At 71.6% G+C, this 20,645-nt stretch carries 17 protein-coding genes; 6 read left to right on the forward strand and 11 right to left on the reverse strand.

Going from position 1 to position 20,645, the window contains the following annotated elements:
• Positions 1-7: 7 nt before the first annotated feature.
• Positions 8-1,672, reverse strand: a complete 1,665-nt coding sequence (gene hutU, locus N553_RS0117140; protein ID WP_028047554.1) for a urocanate hydratase — start codon at positions 1,670-1,672, stop codon at positions 8-10.
• Positions 1,669-3,210 carry a histidine ammonia-lyase gene (gene hutH / locus N553_RS0117145; protein ID WP_028047555.1) on the reverse strand — a complete coding sequence of 514 codons (1,542 nt, stop codon included), beginning with the start codon at positions 3,208-3,210 and terminating at the stop codon, positions 1,669-1,671. Before hutH ends, hutU begins: the two co-directional genes overlap by 4 nt.
• Positions 3,211-3,293: 83 nt before the next feature.
• Here hutH and N553_RS0117150 point away from each other — a divergent pair, with 83 nt between their 5' ends.
• The 3 genes from N553_RS0117150 to N553_RS0117155 all read left to right on the forward strand — a co-directional run bounded on the left by N553_RS0117150 (position 3,294) and on the right by N553_RS0117155 (position 5,444).
• Complete coding sequence (locus tag N553_RS0117150) at positions 3,294-4,028, forward strand: IclR family transcriptional regulator (RefSeq protein WP_028047556.1); 735 nt, start codon at positions 3,294-3,296, stop codon at positions 4,026-4,028.
• A gap of 359 nt (positions 4,029-4,387) precedes the next feature.
• Positions 4,388-4,879 (forward strand): hypothetical protein, encoded by a 492-nt coding sequence (locus N553_RS25165; protein WP_156043882.1) that lies wholly within the window; start codon positions 4,388-4,390, stop codon positions 4,877-4,879.
• Entirely contained in the window at positions 4,866-5,444 is a 579-nt protein-coding gene (locus tag N553_RS0117155) for a hypothetical protein (protein WP_028047557.1), read from the forward strand. Before N553_RS25165 ends, N553_RS0117155 begins: the two co-directional genes overlap by 14 nt.
• A gap of 151 nt (positions 5,445-5,595) precedes the next feature.
• Here N553_RS0117155 and N553_RS0117160 read toward each other — a convergent pair whose 3' ends face one another.
• The 5 genes from N553_RS0117160 to N553_RS0117180 are packed head-to-tail and all read right to left on the reverse strand — an operon-like array spanning position 5,596 to position 11,597.
• Positions 5,596-6,414 (reverse strand): CoA ester lyase, encoded by an 819-nt coding sequence (locus N553_RS0117160; protein WP_034623307.1) that lies wholly within the window; start codon positions 6,412-6,414, stop codon positions 5,596-5,598.
• A gap of 11 nt (positions 6,415-6,425) precedes the next feature.
• Positions 6,426-6,893: a MaoC family dehydratase gene (locus tag N553_RS0117165; protein WP_028047559.1), complete on the reverse strand. Its 468-nt coding sequence runs from the start codon at positions 6,891-6,893 to the stop codon at positions 6,426-6,428.
• On the reverse strand, positions 6,890-8,065 hold the full coding sequence (locus N553_RS0117170; protein ID WP_028047560.1) for an acyl-CoA dehydrogenase family protein: 1,176 nt from the start codon (positions 8,063-8,065) through the stop codon (positions 6,890-6,892). Before N553_RS0117170 ends, N553_RS0117165 begins: the two co-directional genes overlap by 4 nt.
• Positions 8,062-9,993: a biotin carboxylase N-terminal domain-containing protein gene (locus tag N553_RS0117175; RefSeq protein ID WP_028047561.1), complete on the reverse strand. Its 1,932-nt coding sequence runs from the start codon at positions 9,991-9,993 to the stop codon at positions 8,062-8,064. The genes N553_RS0117170 and N553_RS0117175 overlap by 4 nt, the downstream gene beginning before the upstream one ends.
• Before the next feature lie 5 nt (positions 9,994-9,998).
• Entirely contained in the window at positions 9,999-11,597 is a 1,599-nt protein-coding gene (locus tag N553_RS0117180; protein WP_028047562.1) for a carboxyl transferase domain-containing protein, read from the reverse strand.
• Between the two features lie 126 nt (positions 11,598-11,723).
• Between N553_RS0117180 and N553_RS0117185 the strand changes: the two genes are divergently transcribed.
• Positions 11,724-12,320 carry a TetR/AcrR family transcriptional regulator gene (locus tag N553_RS0117185; RefSeq protein ID WP_028047563.1) on the forward strand — a complete coding sequence of 199 codons (597 nt, stop codon included), beginning with the start codon at positions 11,724-11,726 and terminating at the stop codon, positions 12,318-12,320.
• 6 nt (positions 12,321-12,326) lie between these two features.
• On the opposite strand, the gene N553_RS0117190 is transcribed toward N553_RS0117185, so the two are convergent.
• From N553_RS0117190 to pdhA, 3 genes are read right to left on the reverse strand one after another with little or no spacing between them, the layout of a single operon-like run.
• Positions 12,327-13,778 (reverse strand): dihydrolipoamide acetyltransferase family protein, encoded by a 1,452-nt coding sequence (locus tag N553_RS0117190; RefSeq protein WP_028047564.1) that lies wholly within the window; start codon positions 13,776-13,778, stop codon positions 12,327-12,329.
• Complete coding sequence (locus N553_RS0117195) at positions 13,775-14,782, reverse strand: alpha-ketoacid dehydrogenase subunit beta (protein ID WP_028047565.1); 1,008 nt, start codon at positions 14,780-14,782, stop codon at positions 13,775-13,777. The genes N553_RS0117190 and N553_RS0117195 overlap by 4 nt, the downstream gene beginning before the upstream one ends.
• Entirely contained in the window at positions 14,782-15,900 is a 1,119-nt protein-coding gene (pdhA, locus tag N553_RS23325) for a pyruvate dehydrogenase (acetyl-transferring) E1 component subunit alpha (protein ID WP_034623205.1), read from the reverse strand. Before pdhA ends, N553_RS0117195 begins: the two co-directional genes overlap by 1 nt.
• 202 nt (positions 15,901-16,102) lie before the next feature.
• On the opposite strand from pdhA, the gene N553_RS0117205 reads away from it, so the two are divergent.
• Positions 16,103-17,299, forward strand: a complete 1,197-nt coding sequence (locus N553_RS0117205; protein WP_028047566.1) for an acetyl-CoA C-acetyltransferase — start codon at positions 16,103-16,105, stop codon at positions 17,297-17,299.
• Between the two features lie 112 nt (positions 17,300-17,411).
• Positions 17,412-18,884 carry a glutamate synthase subunit beta gene (locus N553_RS0117210; protein ID WP_028047567.1) on the forward strand — a complete coding sequence of 491 codons (1,473 nt, stop codon included), beginning with the start codon at positions 17,412-17,414 and terminating at the stop codon, positions 18,882-18,884.
• Between the two features lie 113 nt (positions 18,885-18,997).
• Here the strand turns inward: N553_RS0117210 and N553_RS23330 are convergent, their stop codons facing one another.
• Positions 18,998-20,587, reverse strand: a complete 1,590-nt coding sequence (locus N553_RS23330) for a M28 family metallopeptidase (protein ID WP_081844730.1) — start codon at positions 20,585-20,587, stop codon at positions 18,998-19,000.
• Between the last annotated feature and the right edge of the window lie 58 nt (positions 20,588-20,645).

The following is a 20,645-nucleotide window of genomic DNA, read 5'->3' on the forward strand; positions in this document are numbered from 1 at the left end:
GCGAAGGTCACGCGTCACCCTCCCGCACGGGCACGCGCAGACCATGTGCCGTCGCGACCTCCTCGGCCCGCGCGTAGCCGGCGTCGACGTGCCGCAGGACACCCATGGCCGGGTCGTTCGACAGCACCCTCGCAAGCTTGCGGGCGGCCAGCTCGGTGCCGTCGGCCACCGACACCTGCCCTGCGTGAATCGATCGGCCCATGCCCACACCGCCTCCCTGGTGGATCGACACCCAGGTGGCACCCGAGGACGCGGCGACCAACGCGTTGAGCAGCGGCCAGTCGGCGATCGCGTCGGACCCGTCGGCCATCCCCTCGGTCTCCCGGTACGGCGACGCGACGGAGCCTGCATCGAGGTGGTCGCGGCCGATGACGAGCGGGGCCGTCACGGAACCGTCCGCGACGAGCTCGTTGAACCTGAGTCCGGCCAGGTCACGCTCGCCGTGCCCGAGCCAGCAGATCCGCGCGGGCAGCCCTTGGAACGCGACCCGCTGCTGGGCCGCCCGGATCCAGCGGTGCAGGTGGTCGTCCTCCGGGAAGAGGTCGAGCACCGCCTGGTCCGTGACGGCGATGTCGCGAGGGTCGCCCGAGAGCGCCGCCCAGCGGAACGGGCCCTTCCCCTGCGCGAACAGCGGCCGGATGTACGCGGGCACGAACCCCGGGAAGTCGAACGCACGGTCGTAGCCGCCCTGGCGGGCCTCGTCGCGGATCGAGTTGCCGTAGTCGAAGACCTCGGCGCCGGCGTCCTGGAACCCGACCATCGCCTCCACGTGCCGGCCCATCGACTCGCGAGCGCGCTCGGTGAACTCCTCGGGCTTGGCCGCGGCGTAGTCGGCCCAGTCGGCCACGTCGATGCCGACGGGCAGGTACGACAGCGGGTCGTGCGCGGACGTCTGGTCGGTCACGACGTCGACGTCGACGCCCCGACGCAGCAGCTCGGGCAGGACGGACGCGGAGTTCCCGACGACGCCCACGGACAGCGCCTGCCTCGCGCGCTTCGCCGCCGTGACCAGCGCGACCGCCTCGTCGAGGTCCGACGCCACGCGGTCCAGGTAGCGCTCGCGCACGCGCCGGTGCAGTCGCTCACCGTCCACGTCGACGATGAGGCAGGCGCCACCGTTGAGGGTCACCGCGAGCGGTTGCGCGCCGCCCATCCCCCCGCAACCGCCGGTGACGGTCAGGGTGCCGGCCAGCGTCCCGCCGAACGTCTTCGCGGCCACGGCTGCGAGCGTCTCGTACGTGCCCTGGAGGATGCCCTGGGTGCCGATGTAGATCCATGAGCCGGCCGTCATCTGGCCGTACATGGTCAGCCCGAGCTGCTCGAGCCTGCGGAACTCCGGCCAGGTCGCCCAGTCACCGACGAGGTTCGAGTTGGCGATGAGGACGCGCGGCGCCCACTCGTGCGTGGTGAGGACGCCGACGGGCTTGCCGGACTGGACCAGCAGCGTCTCGTCGTCGCCGAGCGTGGTCAGCGTGCGGACGATCGCGTCGTACGCGTCCCACGAGCGGGCCGCCTTGCCGGTGCCGCCGTAGACCACCAGGTCGTCGGGACGCTCGGCCACCTCGGCGTCGAGGTTGTTCATCAGCATGCGCAACGGGGCTTCGGTCTGCCAGCTGCGGGCAGTCAGCGTCGTGCCGCGGGGGGCGCGGACGGGTCGGGGGCCGGAGGTCATCGACGTGCTCCTTCCAGGGCGGCCTGCGCCACGGCCCCCGACCGGACGGCCTCGGCCGCGGTCTCGAGGTCGGGCGAGAGGTACGTGTCGGGTCCGGGGCCGGGGATGCCCCGTCTGCGGAGCAGGTCTCGCACCGCACCCGTGGCGGGCGACGGCTGCAGCGGCGCCCGCAGGTCGAGCGCACGGGCCGCCGTGAGGACCTCGATGCCGAGCACCCGGGTCAGGGCGTCGACGGACCGGCGCAGCTTGCGCGCCGCGTGCCAGCCCATCGAGACGTGGTCCTCCTGCATGGCCGACGACGGGATCGAGTCGACGCTCGCAGGCGTCGCGAGCCTCTTGAGCTCGGACACGAGGCCGGCCGCGGTGTACTGCGCGATCATCAGGCCGGAGTCGACGCCCGGGTCGTGCGCCAGGAACGGCGGCAGACCGTGGCTCCGGGACACGTCGAGGAACCGGTCCGTGCGTCGCTCGGACATGCTCGCGACGTCGGCGACCACGATCGCGAGGAAGTCGAGCACGTACGCCACCGGGGCGCCGTGGAAGTTGCCGTTGGACTCGACGCGGCCGTCGGGCGTGATGACGGGGTTGTCGACCGCGGCCGCCAGCTCGCGCTCCGCGACGGCTCGTGCGTGCGCGAGCGTGTCGCGGGCCGCGCCGTGGACCTGCGGGGCGCAACGGAGGGAGTAGGCGTCCTGCACCCGGGTGCAGTCCGGTGTCTTGTGGCTCGCCATGATCCCGGAGCCGCGCAGCACGGAGCGGATCGTGGCAGCCGAGACCGCCTGGCCGGGGTGCGGACGCAGCCCCTGGAGGTCGGCCGCGAACACCGCATCGGTGCCCAGCAGCGACTCGACCGACATCGCGGCGGCGACGTCGGCAGTGGTCAGGAGGTTCTCGAGGTCGTGCAGCGCGAGCGCCAGCATGCCGAGCATGCCGTCGGTCCCGTTGATCAGTGCCAGGCCCTCCTTCTCGGTCAGGGTCACGGGCGTCAGCCCGGCCTGCGCGGCGGACATGGGCGTCCCGGCCGCGTCGCGCACCTCGCCCTCCCCCATCAACGCGAGCGCGCAGTGGGCCAGCGGCGCGAGGTCCCCCGAGCAGCCGAGCGAGCCGTACTCGCGGACCACCGGCGTGACACCGGCATCGAGCATCGCGGCGTACGCCGTCGCGACCTCGGGCCGCACGCCGGTCCTGCCGGTCGCGAGGGTGGAGAGCCGCAGCAGCATGAGCGCGCGGACCACCTCGCGCTCGACCTCGGGTCCGGTGCTCGCCGCGTGCGAACGGACCAGGCTGCGTTGGAGGTCGCGGCGCTTCTCGGCGGGGATGCTCAACGTCGCGAGCGCGCCGAACCCCGTGGAGATGCCGTAGTGCGGATGCGTGTCGGCGGCGAGGAGGTCGACGACCGCGCGACCGTGGCCAACGGCCTCGAGCGCCTCGTCCGACAACCGCACCCCTGCGCCGTGCCGCGCGACCGCGACCACGTCGTCGACGGTGACCGGTCCCGTGCCGACGACGACGGCGTCGATGGCGGTGCTTGTGCTCATGGTTCATGACACCGCGCTCGCGCGCGCCACCACAGGCCCGGGCGCCGGATAGTGTCTGGTATCCCAGACGATGCGGAGGCCTCATGAGCTCGGTGCCTGCGGCCGACGCCACGCTCCGCCTGCTACGGCACCTGTCCCGCACAGGTCCGCTGCCCGCCACGTCACTGGCCACCGCGCTCGAGCTGCCCCGATCCACCACGTACCACCTGCTGACGGTCCTGACCGAGCACGGTTTCGTGGTCCACCTGCCCGAGGAGCGCCGCTACGCGCTCGGGCTCGCCGCGTTCGAGCTGGGCTCCGCCTACTCGCGCCAGGCACCGCTGGCCCGCGCCGCCCGACCGGTCCTCGCCCGCCTCGTCGACCAGGTGGGCGAGAGCGCGCACCTGGCCGTGCTCCACGGTCGTGACGTGCTCTACGTGGTCGAGGAGCGCGCCGCCGGGCGACCCGTGCTGGTGACCGACGTCGGAGTGCGGCTGCCGGCGCACCTCACCGCGAGCGGGCGCGCGATCCTCGCCGATCTCCCGTCCGCGCAGGTGCGCGCGCTGTTCCCGGGCCGCGAGGCGTTCGTCGACCGCACCGGCGTGGGCCCGACGAGGCTGTCGGAGCTTCGGACGGTCCTCACCGAGGTGCGGCGCGCCGGCTGGGCCGAGGAGCACGGCGACGTGACCCCCGGCTTCGCGTCCGTCGCCGTCGCGGTGCGCGACCGCACCGGGCACCCGCTCGCCGGGATCGCCGTGACGTTCACCCAAGGGCAGGACCCCGCCGAGTTCGTCCGGGCGATCCGCGGCGCGGCAGCCGAGCTCGCGCGCAGGGTGTAAAAGCACCCGCACGAGGTCTTGTCCGGCACCTGTCAGAGTGCCAACCTGCGATTAAGGAGTTGCAACACCCACTCGCCTGTTCGTGCTGACCGTGCCCGACAACTCGGGCCAATGGTCGAGCAAATACGTCGGCGTACATTGCTGGCCGAGACCCACAACGTGTCGTCGCCCGCTCGGGGGAAACAATGCGGCTGAACTTCTGGCGGAGGCGAGCGAAGCCCAGCGCATCCCAGGCGCCCTCACCTGCCCCATCGATGCCAGTTCCAGCGCCGGGCGGTATTTCCCAGCCCGCGGGAGCGTCCGGACCGCAGCCCTCTCCGAGACTGGTCGTGGCTCTACCCGACGTAGAGAGGCGGCCCATGATGGTGCCGTACACCCCACCTCACGTGCCGGCCGATCCGCCCGCGGCGAGACCGAGGAGCAGCCCAAATGCGCCGGAGCCCGCGACCTCCCCCGGTGGCGATGCGGGCGCTCTGACCCATGCCGAAAGCACGGATCAGCCGGACTCGAAGGGCAGCCAGTCCTATCCGGCGAGTGTGTACTCGACGTGGGGACGGCTCTACAACGCCGGGGCTGGAGTCGTTCTCTCGTTTATCGGCCTTGTCCTCATTGGCTCCACGCTCCTCGTCGAGTTCGGACTGCCTCACCTAGTGCTCACCGATGTCAAATTCTCCGCAACCATTGCCTCAGGTGTTGCATTGGTCGCCTGCGGCGCATTTGCACGAGTCAAGGCGTCCGAGCACGAAGATCGGGTCGCTCAAATTCGTAAGGCACAGATCAACCTGATACGGGAAGCCGAGGGCGGCTCCCGGGCGGGCATGAGCGAAGCGAGTCGCTATGCGCCTCGTTAGGCGATGGCTGCCAGTCGGCATTCTGTTTGCGCTCTGCTTGGCAACGGCGTTTCTCGCGTATGTTCAGAGCGACGACAACCGTGGCCCGTTCATTGCCGTTTCCGGGGTGCTTTTCGGCCTCGCCGTCGCGCGCGTCGACACCGTTCGAGAGCGTCAGCGGGTGCGGCGTCGAGCGACGATCGAAGCAGTCCATGGCCTGTTGTCGGCCGCGGACGAATACGGTCTTGCCCGGCGTGCTCGCGACACGTACAGCAATGCGTTCGACAATCCTGAGAGTGCAGAGATCCTGGCCGTGGCCGAGCACCTCGATTTCCTGAAGGCTGCCGTCAGGGACTCCTCCGCGCGGTTTAGTGCGGCGCAGTCCGGTCTCGACCGCGCCCTGGCACTAGCAACGCTTGATTCCACAGAGTCCGTGCAACGCGCTTGTCGTGCCTTCGCGAACAGCGTGGCATCAGGCAAGGGGGTCGACGAATCGCTTGGCCCTCTGCGCACGGTTGTTGACACTGAGCTGGGCCATCAGATTGCGTGGAGGACTTCGAGCGAAGGGCAGGCGGTGCTCGTTTGATGGGCCGCCAGCCGAATGCGCCGTGCTGCCGGACCGTGACCGCCGGGTACCTCGCTTGGAACCACACCTGGCGTCGGACGGGCGACGCGCCGCGCGCAGCACGGACGCGCTCGACTGCAGCCACGCATCCCGCGGGGGACGAACCAGCCTGTCAGCCGAGCGGTGGCGTGGTCGATCGAGATCCGCTCCTCCACAGCACGTGCTCCGCGTGCTTGAGGATCGGACCGTCGACGAGCTTGCCGTCCCACCGGAACGCGCCGTGCTGCCCGACGGCGGCCGCGAGCACGTCGCGCGCCCACCGGACCTCGTCGTCGGACGGCCTGTAGGCGCCGCGCACCACGGGCACCTGCGACGGGTGGATGCACGCGGTCGCGACGAACCCGCTGGCCGCGGCATCGGCGGCCTCTGCGGCGAGCCCGTCGACGTCGCCGATGTCCAGGTGCACGGCGTCGACGGCGGCCTTGCCGTGCGCGCCCGCGGCCAGCAGGACGGTGGAGCGCGCGTGCGTGGCCACCGTGCGGTAGGCGCCGGACGGTCCGCGGCTCGACGTTCCTCCCAGGGACGCGACGAGGTCCTCGGCGCCCCACATCAGGGCGACGACGTTGGGCCGGGCGGCGATCGACGCGGCGTTGACCACGCCGGACGCGGTCTCCACCAGGGCGATGACGTCGTAGCGGGCCAGCGGGAGGACGTCGGAGGATGCCGCCGTCTTGGCCAGCATGACCGTCCGGTAGGGCGTCCCGGCGAGGGCCCGGAGGTCCTCGGCGAGGTCGTCCGTCCCGACGGGGTTGAGCCGGACGATCGTGCGAGCGGGGTCCAGGGGGACGTCGGCGAGGTTGAGCCGGGCGGCGGGCTTGTCGTCCGCGGACACGGCGTCCTCTAGGTCGATGATCACCGCGTCCGCCCGGGCCGCGGCCTTCTCGTAGCGGTCCGGACGGTCCGCGGGACAGAAGAGCAGCGCCGGGCCCATGGAGAAACCGGTCACGGTCGGCACCAGAACAGGACGGTGCGCGTGGCGGTCGCGACGACGACGTCGTCCTGGTTGCGACCGGTGTGCTCGAGTGTCACCACACCTTGCCCGGGGCGCGACTGCGAGAGCCGCTTGTCCAGGACCACGGTCGAGGAGTAGAGCGTGTCGCCGTGGAACAGCGGGTGCGGGAACCGCACGTCGGTGAAGCCGAGGTTCGCGACGATCGTGCCCTGGGTGAGCTGGTCGACCGAGCTGCCCACCAGGACGGCCAAGGTCATCATCGAGTTCACGAGCCGCTGCCCGAACGGCTGCCCGGCGGACCATGCGGCGTCGAGGTGCAGCGCTTGGCCGTTCATCGTCAGCGTGCTGAACAGGACGTTGTCCGCCTCGGTCAGCGTGCGCCCGGGCCGGTGCAGGTACCGCGTGTCCAGCTCGAGCTCCTCGTAGTACAGCCCTCGCTGCTCGACGTCTCGAGTCATCGTGCCGCCCCGGCGAACCCCAGCTCGCGCGCGATGACCATGAGCTGGACCTCGGTGGTCCCCTCGCCGATCTCCAGGATCTTGGAGTCGCGGTAGTGCCGGCCCACCGGGTTCTCGTTCATGACGCCGTTGCCGCCGAAGATCTGCGCCGCGTCGCGCGCGTTGTCCATCGCGGCCTCGCTGCCGATCATCTTGGCCAGGCTGGCCTCGAGCTTGAACGGCTGGCCCGCCACCAGGCGGTTCGCGGCGTCGTACCAGGCCAGGCGCGCGGAGTGCACGCGGGCCTCCATCCGGGCGATCGTGAAGGCCACGTGCTGGTTGTCGCCGATCGGGTGGCCGAACACGTTGCGGCTCTTGGCGTAGCGCATGGCCTCCTCCAGGCAGCCCTGTGCCGCGCCCGTGCACAGCGCCGCGAACGCGACCCGGCCCTCGTCGAGGGTCTGGATGAACGACGCGAAGCCCCGCCCGCGCTCTCCGAGCAGGTTCTCCGCGGGGACGCGCACGTCCTCGAAGCGCAGCGGGTGCGTGTCGGAGGTGTGCCAGCCGACCTTGTCGTAGGGCGGCAGGACGGTGAAGCCGGGAGTGCCGCTGGGGACGAGGATCGCCGTGAGCTCCTTCTTGACCGAGCCGTCGGCACGCACGCTCTCGCCCGTCACCGCGGTGATGGTCACCAGGCGCGTGATCTTCGTGCCCGAGTTGGTGATGAACTGCTTGGTGCCGTTGATCACCCACTGACCGTCGACGAGCTCGGCCGTGGTCTTCGTCCCGGCGGCGTCCGAGCCTGCGTCTGCCTCGGTGAGCCCGAAGGCCGCCAGCGCGGTGCCCTGCGCGAGCATCGGGAGCCACTCCTGCTTCTGGGCCTCGGTCCCGCTGCGGAACACGGGCATGGCCCCCAGCCCCACCCCGGCCTCGAGCGTCACGGCGATGGACTGGTCGACGCGTGCGAGCTGCTCCACAGCCAGGCAGAGGTCGATGTAGGTGCGCCCTTGGCCGCCGTACTCCGTGGGGAAGGGCAGGCCGAACAGTCCCATCGCGCCCATCTCGGCGATGATCTCGTAGGGCAGCTCCCGCAGCGTGTCGTACTTGTAGGCCGCGGGGGCCACGACGTTGTCCGCGAAGTCGCGCACCTCGTCGCGCAGTCGCTGCTGCTCGGGGCTCAGTCCGTAGCTCATTCCGGATCCCTTCGTGGGGGGTGTGGCGTGAGGGTGGCGACCACTCGGTCGAGGGTCACCTGCTCGGCCGGTCGGACCGAGAGCGTGACGACGCCGTCGCACGGCGCAGTGATCCGGTGCTCCATCTTCATGGCCTCGATCGTCAGCAGAACCTGTCCGACGACCACGTCGTCGCCGGTCGCCACGTCGATCGAGACGACGGTGCCGGGCATCGGGGAACGGACCTGCGGGTCCACCGTCCTGGTGCCGCGCGCTCGCCCCGCGAGGTCGTCGGCCAGCCGCTCGATGCGGCTCCGGAAGCGGAGCGCGAACGCCGACCCGCCCTCGCCGACCCACGTGATGGGGCCGTCCGCAGCGAGGCGCAGCCGGTGCACGACGCCGTCGACCTCGACCGTCCCCGGCGCTGAGGACGAGGCCGTCACCGGCGGCGCGTCGCCGACGGTCACCGTTGGGCCGGCGACGGACACCTCGACACCGTCGACGTCGTACAGAACCGGGCGCCGGTCGCCCACGTGCCAGCCGTCGGATCGCCATGGGCCGGTGCCGTCGTCACGCCGCGACAGCGCCGCCGCGGTGTACGCCGCGACCGAGGGCGTCCGCTGCACCAGGCCCGGGATGAGCCGCCCGAGCAGGCCCGTGTCGAGCCGACCTTCGCGGACGTCGTCGTCGGACAGGACCTGCCGCAGGAACTCGATGTTGGTCCGGACGCCCAGCACGGTGGTGCGCGACAGGGCGCCGTCCAGCCGCGCGATGGCCTCGGCCCGGGTGGGCGCCCAGGCGATCACCTTGGCGAGCATCGGGTCGTACCCGGACCCGATCACCAGTCCCTCGACCAGCGAGCTGTCCACCCGGACGCCCTCCCCCGACGGCTCGTCGAGCAGGAGCACGGTCCCGGCGGACGGCAGGAACTCGTGCGACGGGTCCTCGGCGTAGACGCGCGCCTCGACCGCGTGGCCCGCCAGGACCACGTCCTGCTGGGTGATCGTCAGCCGCTCGCCGGCGGCGACCCGCAGCTGCCACTCGACCAGGTCGAGTCCCGTGACCAGCTCGGTGACCGGGTGCTCCACCTGCAGCCGGGTGTTCATCTCCATGAAGAAGAACTCCGTCGGCGCCACGTCGGACACCAGGAACTCGACGGTTCCCGCGCCGAGGTAGCCGACGCTCCGAGCGACCTCGCACGCCGCCTCGCCGATCGCGGCTCTGGTCGCCTCGTCGAGAAGCGGCGACGGCGCCTCCTCGATGACCTTCTGGTGCCGGCGCTGCAGCGAGCACTCACGTTCGCCGAGGTGGATGACGTTGTCGAACGCGTCGGCCAGCAGCTGCACCTCGATGTGCCGCGGGGTCCGTACCAGGCGCTCGAGCAGCAGGGTGTCGTCGCCGAACGCGGCCGCGGCGACACGCCGCGAGCCGGCCAGCGCGGCTGCGAGCTCCGAGGGCTCCGCCACGACCGACATGCCCTTGCCACCGCCGCCCGCGGAGGGCTTCACCAGCAGCGGGTACCCGACCCGGTCGGCGGCGTCCTGGTCGGCAGCTCCGGTCAGCGCCACCCCGGGGATCACCGCGACCCCCGCGGCGGCGACGTGCTCTTTGGCGCGGATCTTGTCGGCCATGACGTCCAGGGCCTTGACGCCGGGGCCGACGAACACCAGACCGGCCGCGTCGCACGCGCGCGCGAGGTCGGGGTTCTCCGAGAGGAAGCCGTAGCCGGGGTGGATCGCCTCCGCACCGGTCTCCCTCGCGGCGTGAACCACCGACTCGATCGACAGGTAGCTCTCGATCAGGATGGCGTCGTCGGCGCGCGTGACGTGGAGCGCACCGCGGTCGGCCGGCGTGAACACCGCGACGGCACGGATGCCGAGCCGGTGCAGGGTGGAGATCACCCGGCACGCGATCTCTCCGCGGTTGGCGACGAGCACGGTTTGGAACATGGTGCTCACATCCGGAACAGGCCGAGGCGCGGCTCGGGCAGCGGCACGCCCGCGCAGACGTCGAGGGCCATGCCGAGGACCCGCCGGGTGTCGGCGGGGTCGATGATCCCGTCGTCCCACAGCCGCGCGGTCGCGTAGTACGGGCTGCCCTGGGTCTCGTACTGCTCACGCAGGGGGGCCTTGAAGGCCTCTTCGTCCTCGACGCTCCAGTCGTCGCCGAGCTGGTCGCGCCGGATGGTCGCCAGGACCGACGACGCCTGCGGGCCGCCCATGACCGAGATCCGGCTCGCGGGCCACATCCACAGGAACCGCGGCGAGTAGGCGCGACCGCACATCGAGTAGTTGCCGGCCCCGAACGAGCCGCCGATGACGACGGTCAGCTTGGGCACGCGGGTCGTCGCCACCGCGGTGACCATCTTGGCGCCGTGCTTCGCGATGCCGCCCGCCTCGTAGTCGCGCCCGACCATGAAGCCGTTGACGTTCTGCAGGAACACCAGCGGGATGCCCCGCTGGTCGCAGAGCTCGATGAAGTGCGCCCCCTTGAGCGCGGACTCGCTGAACAGCACCCCGTTGTTCGCGACGATGCCCACGGGGTGCCCGTGCAGGCGCGCGAAGCCGGTCACCAACGTGGTCCCGTACTCGCGCTTGAACTCGTGCAGCTCGCTCCCGTCCACCAGCCGCGCGATGACCTCGTGCACGTCGTACGGGGTCAGCAGGTCGGTGGGGACCACGCCGTACAGCTCGCTCTCGTCGACCTTCGGGGGCCTCGGCGGTTGGACGTCCCACGCGGTGTGTCGGGGCGCGGGCAGCGTCGCGACGATGTCCCGCACGATCTGCAGCGCGTGCGCGTCGTTCTCCGCCAGGTGGTCCGTCACCCCGGACCTGCGCGAGTGCAGCTCCCCGCCGCCGAGGTCCTCGGCGGTCACCACCTCGCCGGTCGCGGCCTTCACCAGCGGCGGTCCGCCGAGGAAGATCGTGCCCTGGTCGCGCACGATCACGGTCTCGTCTGACATGGCCGGCACGTAGGCGCCGCCGGCCGTGCACGAGCCCATCACGCACGCGATCTGCGGGATGGCCTCCGCCGACATGCGCGCCTGGTTGAAGAAGATCCGACCGAAGTGGTCGCGGTCCGGGAACACCTCGTCCTGCTTGGGCAGGAACGCGCCGCCGGAGTCCACGAGGTAGATGCACGGCAGCCGGTTCTCCAGCGCGATCTCCTGCGCCCGCAGGTGCTTCTTGACCGTCAGCGGGTAGTAGGTCCCACCCTTCACCGTCGCGTCGTTGGACAGCACCATGACGTGCCGCCCGTGGACGAGCCCGATGCCCGCGATGACTCCGGCGCCCGGCGCCTCACCGTCGTAGAGACCGTCCGCGGCGAGCGGCGCGACCTCGAGGAACGGGCTGCCGTCGTCGAGCAGCACGTCGATCCGCTCGCGGGGCAGCAGCTTGCCGCGGGCCACGTGCCGCTCGCGGGAGCGTTCCGGTCCGCCGAGGGCAGCGGTGCGCAGCCTGTCGTCCAGCTCCGCGACGAGGGCACGCTGGGAGGCGTCGTTCGTCCGGAACGCGTCTGCGGCGGGGTCGGCCGTCGTGCTGAGCATCTCCATCGACGCTGTCTCCACGGGGTGGTGGGAGAAGGCAACTCAGTTAGGGATCGCTAACTGAAATCAGGCTACAGTTCTCCCACGCCGTTGTCCACGAAGGAGCCCACCAGGGCTCCGCGAAGGAGCGCCATGGCCGAGACGCTGGACGCTCTGCCGACGGCCCGCGGTCGCGCCAAGGCCGAGCGCCGCGCCGCTCTGCTGTCATCCGCAGCGCACCTGTTCGCGACCCGCGGCTTCGACGGCGTATCCATCGAGGACCTCGGCGCGTCCGTCGGCATCAGCGGTCCCGCGGTCTACCGCCACTTCACCAGCAAGCAGGCCGTCCTCGCCGCGCTCCTGATCGGGGTCAGCGACGGACTGCTCGTCGGCGGTCGAGCCGTGGTGGACTCCGCCGACGACGACCCGGCCGCACTGCGGGCGCTCGTCCGGTTCCACGTCGAGTTCGCACTGCGCGACCCCGACGTGATCCGTGTGCAGGACCGGGACCTCGCCGCACTGTCGCTGCGGGATCGCGAGTCGGTGCGTGACCTCCAGCGTCGCTACGTCGGCCTGTGGGTCGACGTGCTCGGCCGGCTGCGCCCCTCGACCGAGCGCGCCGAGCTGCGGCTGCGTGCCCAGGCGACGTTCGGCCTGCTCAACAGCACCCCGCACAGCGCCCGGTCGGTCACCGCGGCCCGGACCCGGGCGCTGCTGGAGGAGATGGCGCTGGCCGCCCTCGACCAGTGACGCCGGCTACACCATCGACAGCACCGATCCCGGGCGAGCGAGGATCGCGCCGACATCTGTGAGGAAGTGGGCGGCCTCGGCGCCGTCGACAAGACGGTGGTCGAAGGACACGCTCAGCGTCATCACGTGCCGGAGCGCGATCTGGTCCTGGAACTCCCACGGTTGCCGACGGATCGCGCCCATCGCCAGGATCGCCGCCTGACCCGGCACCAGGATGGGCGTGCCCGTGTCGACGCCGAGGACCCCGATGTTGGTGATCGTGATCGTCCCGCCCGCCAGGTCGGCCGGGGTGGTGGTGCCCGCCCGTGCAGCCTCCGTGAGCGCCCCGATCGCGTCGGCCAGCTCGGGGAGCCTGAGCCCGTCGGCGTCCTTGACGCACGGCACGAGCAGCCCGCGTGGGGTGTCCGCAGCGATGCCGAGGTTCACGTACCCGTACTGGACGATCTCCCCGGCGGCGTCGTCCCAGCGCGCGTTGAGCGTCGGGTTGCGGCGCAGCGCGATCGCCACCGCCTTGGCGACGAGCGTCAGGATCGAGATGCGATGCCCCGCGAGGACGCGGTCTGCCCGGAACTGCTCGAGCAGCTCCAGGGTGGGCGTCACGTCGACCGTGAGCGAGGTCGACGCGTGCGGTGCGGTGAACGCGCTCGCCACCATCGCTGCGGCGGTCTGCTTGCGAACACCCGAGATGGGCGTCCGAACCTCCCTCGCCGCTCCCCCGTTCGGCGGGCTCGCGGGTTCGTGCGCGGCAGCCGCTCGGACTGTGCCGCCGCTCGCCGTTGCCCCGCCCACGCGGCCCCCTGCGGGCCTGACGGTCCCAGACCTGGAGGCCGGCCGGCCCGCGGTCGCCGCACGAGCCTGCGCAACCGGAGCGGGATCGGCCCCCGAGACCACGTGCAGGACGTCCTCGCGCGTGATCATGCCGTCCTTGCCGCTCCCGTCGACCTTGTTCAGGTCGACGCCGAGATCGTGCGCGAGCTTGCGCACGGGCGGGAGCACCTTCGGCCCGACTCGACGGGCCGACAGCGCCACGGCAGCGGCGTCCTCGGCGGTCGCGTGCGCTGCGGCCCAGGCCGCCGACCGCGACCGGCGCCGCGGCCGGGCCGAGGTCTCCGCCAGCGGCCCGTACCCGACGAGCACCGAGGTCCGCGCGGGCGCTGCCGGATCCGGCGGGACGTCCGCTGCAGGGTGGGGCGTCCCGGCGCTCTCGACGACGCTCGGCTCGTCGACCGCGACCGTCAGCAGTGCCGACCCGACCGGGACGGTGGCGCCGGGCTCGACGAGCAGCTCGGCGACCACCCCCGCGTAGGGCGACGGCAGCTGCACCAGCGCCTTGGCTGTCTCCACCTCGGCGACCACCTGGTTCAGCTCGACCGTGTCGCCCACCGCCACGGACCACTCGACCAGGTCGGACTCGGTCAGACCCTCACCGAGGTCGGGCAGCGTGATGGTCCTGATCATGACGCCCTCCACCCGGTCAGTGAGTGCGCCCTGCCCATGACGCGATCCACCGCATCGAGAAGCCGGTCGAGATCGGGCAGGAAGTGGTCCTCGGACTTGGCGGCGGGGTACGGGGTGTCGAACCCGGTGACGCGCACGGGCGCAGCCTTGAGCACGTCGAAGCAGCGGTCCACGATGCTCGCCGCGATCTCCGCACCGAGCCCACCGCTGCGCTGCGCCTCGTGCGTCACCACGAGCCGACCGGTCTTGCGCACGGACACCTCGAGCGTGTCGAGGTCGAGCGGTGACAGCGAGCGCAGGTCGACGACCTCGACGGACAGCCCGTCGTCCAGTGCTGCGAGCGCGGCGTCCCGCGCGGTCACGACGAGCGGACCGTATGCGGCGAGCGTGACGTCGGTTCCCTCGACGACGACGCGTGCACGGTCGAGCGCGAGGGCGCCGACGAGCTCGTCGGACACCTCGCCCTTGACCCAGTACCGGCGTTTGGGCTCGAAGAACACCACAGGGTCGTCGCAGGCGATCGCCTGGCGGATCATCGTGTGCGCGTCCTGCGGGTTCGCGCAGGTCACCACGCGCAGGCCGGGCGTGTGCGCGAAGTAGGCCTCGGGCGACTCGGAGTGGTGCTCGACCGCGCCGATCCCACCGCCGTAGGGGATGCGGACCGTGATCGGCATCGTGACCGCCCCACCGGTCCGGTAGTGGATGCGCGCCACCTGCGTGACCAGCTGGTCGACGGCCGGGTACACGAACCCGTCGAACTGGATCTCCACCACGGGCCGGTAGCCCCGGTACGCGAGGCCGACGGCGACGCCCATGATCCCGGCCTCGGCGAGCGGGGTGTCCATGACCCGGTCGGCGCCGAAGTCGCGCTGCAGCCCGTCGGTCACCCGGAACACCCCACCGAGCTGGCCGATGTCCTCGCCGAGCAGCACCACGCTCGGGTCGTCGTCGAGCGCGTGCCGCAGGCCGTCGTTGAGGGCGGCCGCCATCGTCATCGTGCCCATCAGCCCTCGCCCCCCTCGAACATCTCGAGGTACGCGGCGTACTGGCTGCGCTGACGGATGAGGTCGGGCGTCGGTTCGACGAGGACGTGGTCGAACACGCTCAGCGGCTCGGGGTCCGGCAGCGCGTAGCAGGCCTCGCGCATCGCCGTCGCGAACGCGTCCGCCTTGCTCGTGATGTCCGCGACCCGGTCGTCGGGGATCGTCAGGAACTTCTCGAGCCGCGCGATCGGGTCCTTCGCCGCCCACAGCTCCTTGTCCGCCGGGTCGACGTAGCGGGTCGGGTCGTCGGACGTCGTGTGCGGGCCCATGCGGTACGTCACGGCCTCGATGAACGTGGGTCCGTCGCCGCGTCGCGCCCGGTCCAGGGCGACGCGGGTGGCCGCCATGACCGCGAGGACGTCGTTCCCGTCCACGCGGATGCTGGGGATGCCCAGCCCGGGCGCCCGGTCGGCGATCGGGCGCTGAGCCTGTAGGCCCACCGGCTCGGAGATGGCCCACTGGTTGTTCTGGCAGAAGAAGACGACCGGCGCCTGGAAGCTCGCGGCGAAGACCATCGCCTCGTGCACGTCCCCCTTGCTGGTGGCGCCGTCGCCGAAGTACGCGACGACGGCCGAGTCGACCCCGTCCTTGACGCAGCCGAGTGCGTACCCGGTGGCGTGCAGGGTCTGCGAGCCGATCATCACCTGCGGCGTCGCCATGCCGATGCTCCGCGGGTCCCACCCTGCGAGCGCGGTCCCGCGCCAGACGCGCATCAGGTCCGCCGGTTGCGCTCCGCGGCAGTACGCGACGCCGTTCTCGCGGTAGCTCGTGAAGACGAAGTCGTCGTCCCGGAGCGCTCGCGCGGAGCCGATCTGCGCGGCCTCCTGGCCGAGCAGCGGCGGCCACAGCCCGAGCTGGCCCTGCCGCTGGAGTGCGACGGCTTCGGTGTCGAAGCGGCGGACGACGACCATGTCCTCGTAGAGGCCCGTCAGCTGCTCGTCGTCGACGTCGGCGACCACCGGGTCGTACACGGGGTCTTCGCGACGGACGCCGTCGGGCGTCAGGAGCTGGACGAGATCGCCGGTCTGGGCCTTGTTCTTGCGCAAGGCACGGCTGGGGGACACATCTGCACGCAACATGTTTCGCTCCGTCTGGTGGCGGAACCGTCGCTCTTGTGAAGCTAGGCCCCATTGCCTGATGTCCCGCCAATGTAAGTCCCCGCTCCACGGAGCGCGAGCCTCGACACGTCAATGCACAATGACCTCGTCGAGGAGCATGCAGTCATGGACGAGGTCGTCCGGTCCGCCGTCGCGGCTCCGGCCGACGGGAGGTGGCGTTGTGATGAGCCCTGATCGTGAGGTCGTGATCCTGTCGTTCGCACGCACGCCGATGACGCGGATCAACGGGAGCCTGTCCTCCATGACGGCCGCGGCGCTGGGCGCCGCCGCCATTCGCGGCGCACTCGCTCGGGCCGGCGTGGACCCCTCCGACGTGGACCAGGTCCTCATGGGCCAGGTCGTCCAGGCGGGCGCCGGCCAGAACCCCGCGCGGCAGGCCGCGGTGCTGGCAGACCTGCCGTGGACGGTTCCGGCGACGACCGTCAACAAGGTCTGCCTCAGCGGGTTGACCGCAATCATCGACGCCGCCCGGATGATCCGGCTGGGCGAGGCCTCCGTCGTCGTCGCGGGGGGCCAGGAGTCGATGAGCCAGGCGCCTCACCTGCTGCCCGGCTCCCGGCGAGGGTGGACGTACGGCGACATCCAGGCCGTCGACTCGCTCGCCTTCGACGGGCTGACCGACGCGTTCGACCGCGAGTCGATGGGATCGTCCACCGAGCGCGGCAACAAGGAGCTGTCCATCTCGCGCGAGGCCCAGGACCACGTCGCTGCCGAGAGCCACCGCCGCGCGGCCGCAGCCGTGCAGTCCGGGGTGTTCGCCGAGGAGATCGTGCCGGTCGAGGTGCCGCAGAGGCGGGGCTCACCGGTGGTGGTCGCTCTCGACGAGGGCATCAGGCCCGAGACGACGCTCGACTCGTTGGCGGCGCTGCGGCCCGCGTTCACGGCCGACGGGACCATCACCGCAGGCAACGCCTCCCCCTTGACCGACGGCGCCACTGCGGTCGTCGTCGCCGCGCGGGACGTCGCCGAGGCCCGCGGGCTGACGTGGCTCGCGACGGTCGGCGCCTGCGGGCAGGTGGCCGGACCGGACAACTCGCTGCACTCGCAGCCGTCCGCGGCGATCGCGGCAGCCCTCGACCGCGGAGGCTGGGACCTCTCGACCGTCGACCTCGTCGAGATCAACGAGGCCTTCGGGTCGGTCGTGGCGCAGTCGCTCACCGACCTCGGCTACCCGCTCGCGCAGACGAACATCCACGGCGGTGCCATCGCGCTCGGGCATCCCATCGGGGCCTCCGGCGCCCGACTGGCCGGCACCGCCGCAGCGGAGCTGTCCCGACGAGGCCACGGACGAGCCGCGGTCGCGCTGTGCGGCGGGGGCGGCCAGGGCGAGGCCCTGCTCCTGTGGAGGAATGCGGACTGACGCGCCCGGGACACGGCCTGGGCGGTGGTGAACGGCCGTCCCCGGCGGGACGTGTCTCGAAAAGGACCAAGGTCCGTATGTCGGGCGCACGGTCGCCGCTACAGTCCCCAGCATGGCCGACCCCCGGGGCTTCCTTCGAACCCGCGACCGAGAGCTCCCGTCCGACCGGTCCGTACCGGTCCGCATCCAGGACTGGGACGAGATCCACCGTCATCCCGTCGGTGACGACGGCGCGCTGGACTCCCTGCACCGCCAGGCCGGCAGGTGCATGGACTGTGGCGTGCCGTTCTGCCACCACGCGTGCCCGCTCGGGAACCTGGTCCCCGAGTGGAACGACCTGACGTGGCGCGGGATGTGGGCTGACGCGTCCGACCGGCTCCACCTGACCAACAACTTCCCGGAGATCACCGGCCGGATCTGCCCGGCGCCCTGCGAGACGGGGTGCGTGCTCGGCATCAACCAGCCTCCCGTGACGATCAAGCACGTCGAGCTGTCGATCGTCGAGGAGGCGTTCGAGCGGGGGCTCGTGCAGCCGGCGGTGATCGACCGGCACACGGCGAGCACGGTCGCGGTGGTCGGCTCCGGTCCTGCGGGGCTGGCGGCGGCGCAGCAGCTGACGCGTGCGGGCCACACGGTCACCGTGTTCGAGCGGGCCGACGCCCCGGGTGGGCTCCTGCGGTACGGCATCCCCGAGTACAAGCTCCCGGCGTCCGTCGTCGAGCGGCGGCTGGACATCATGCGTGCCGAGGGGACCGTGTTCCGGTGCGGCGTCGACGTCGGCACGGACGTCACCGGCGACGGCCTGCTGGCCAGCTTCGACGCGGTCGTCGTGACCACCGGCTCGACGCTGCCGCGCGACCTGCCCGTGCCCGGCCGAGCACTTCACGGCGTGATGCCCGCCATGGACTACCTCGTGCCCGCGAACCACGCCGCGCTCGGCGAGCCCGTGGCCGACGCCCCGGTCGCGACCGGACTCGACGTCGTCATCATCGGCGGCGGCGACACCGGCGCGGACTGCCTCGGGACCGCGGTCCGCCAAGGTGCCCGCTCCATCACCCAGCTCGAGATCCTGGCCGAGCCGTCCCGGGCGCGCCCTGCCGCGCAGCCGTGGCCGACGTACCCGACCATCTTCCGCGTCTCGTCCTCCCACGAGGAGGGTGGCGAGCGCGTGTTCGCCGTGAGCACCGTCTCGCTCCTCGGCGACGACGCCGGTCGCGTCCGGGGGTTGCAGGTGGTCGACGTCGAGCAGGTCGACGGACGGTTCGAGCCTGTCGCCGGGACGGAACGGGTGCTGCCGGCGCAGCTCGTCGTGCTGGCGCTCGGCTTCGTCGGCCCGGAACGTGAGGGGCTCGGCGAGCAGCTCGGACTCACGACGGACGGGCGCGGCTCGTTCGTCCGCGGCGACGACTTCTCCACGGCGACGCCCGGGGTGTTCGTCGCGGGTGACTGCGGCCGTGGCCAGTCGCTGATCGTCTGGGCCATCGCCGAGGGCCGGTCGGCGGCTGCCTCGGCGGACCGGTTCCTCACCGGGCGCACGGAGCTGCCGTCACCGATCAGGGCGAGCACGCTGGCCCTGCGCGCCTGAGGCGTAGGTCGTCGGTCTCCCCCGCGGTTGCCGACGCCGCCCGTGGCCCGGGCGCCCCGAGGGTCCGAGACCGCGAGGCCCCGGACCCTCGGTACTGCCCTACGGACCAGTCGTCAGGCGGCACCGTGCTCGTAGCCGCCGCCGCTGCCGACGGTCCCCTGCGGACCGGCTGGTGCCGGGAGCTGGAAGTTCCCGGGAACCCGCCTGCCGACGACACCGTTCACGGTCTCGGTGGAGTACGAGTACGTGAGGACCGCCGCCGCGATCGCATCGGTGTTCACGTCGAGCGCGTACATCGAGAGGTTGGAGATCGTGTCGCACGCCAGGTGGTAGCACGAGTCGTACTGCTCACCCGCCGTCCCACCCCAGATCGCCGCCTGCTCCGGGGTCTTCGGGACCTCGGCGCCCGTGAACAGGCCGCCCGCCGGTATGCCGTTCTGGATGAACGCCTGGTAGTCGCTGCGACCGCTGAACTCGGCGTCGTCGTAGGGGATCCCCATCTTCGTGTAGTACGACTCGAAGAAGTCCTCGATCTGGACGGACCCCGGGGGAACCACGACGGGCGCCTCGAAGCCTGACTCGTCGCTGTCGTAGACCATGAAGATGTAGTTCGGCGACGCGACCATGTCGAAGTTCAGGTACAGGGCGATCCGGTCACGGCTCGGCTGGTCCAGTCCCTCGACGTAGGCGGTGGATCCCAGCAGGCCGCTCTCCTCGGCTCCCCACCAGGCGAAGCGCAGGGTGTTCTCGGGCTTGACGTGCCCGATCTGCTGAGCGAGCTCCAGGAGTGCCGAGGAGCCGCTGCCGTTGTCGTTGATCCCCGGACCGGCCTGGACCGAGTCGAGGTGGGCGCCCGCCATGACGACGTTGGCGTCGTTGCGGCCGGGCAGCTCGGCGATGACGTTGACCTGCGGCCGGGACTCGGGCGGGTCGACGTGCACCCGGGCGGTCGAACCCGCGGCGGCCAGTGCGGCGCCGTCCGCGAAGCTCGCACCGACGACCGGGATGCTGGCCGGCTGCTGGTTCTCGCCGAAGAGCGTTCCGGTGATGAGGTCCTCACGCAGCGGGGTGTTCCCCTGGTTGAAGATGATCACCGCCTCGGCGCCCGCGTTCTGGGCGTTGATGGCCTTGATGCCGAACTCGCAGGTTCCGCGCTGGATCAGCGCGATGTCGGCCGTGCCCGTGAAGTCCAGGCCCGCGAAGTCCGCCGCGTCGCACCCGCTGTCGACCGGTTCACGCGGCGGATCGAGCGTGATGTCGACGGGGATGACGTTGCCGGTCACCTCGCCGGACCCGGTGCCGGTGAAGACGCCGGTGCCGTACGTCGCCTGCACCGGAGTCAGCTGCTCCAGCTGCGCCGGCGGCACGAAGGTGAAGTCGAACGTGTCGAGCTCGACGGACCATCCCGCGGCCTTCAGCGTGTCGACGACGTAGTCGACGCTGGCCGTGTAGCCGGTTGTGCCCGCCGCGCGGGTGCCTCCGTTGGCATCCGCGATGGCCTGGAGGGCCTGCTCGTGCTCCAGGACGCCGTCGACGGTGACGCATCGGAGCAGCTTGTCGTAGGTGTTGTTGATCCGCCGCTCGCACGCCTGAGACAACGGCGACGCGACCGCCGACGCGGCCGGTACGAGAGCCGACGCGGCCGCGAGACCCGCGACGGCTACGCCGGTCCACACATGTCGTGACTTCTGGGCTGAGAACATCGTCAGTCCCTCCGGTCGGGGCGTCGGGGTGGCGCCCGAACTCTCGGAGCCTAAGGAC

This window comes from Cellulomonas sp. URHE0023 (assembly GCF_000688475.1).
Lineage (GTDB): Bacteria > Actinomycetota > Actinomycetes > Actinomycetales > Cellulomonadaceae > Cellulomonas.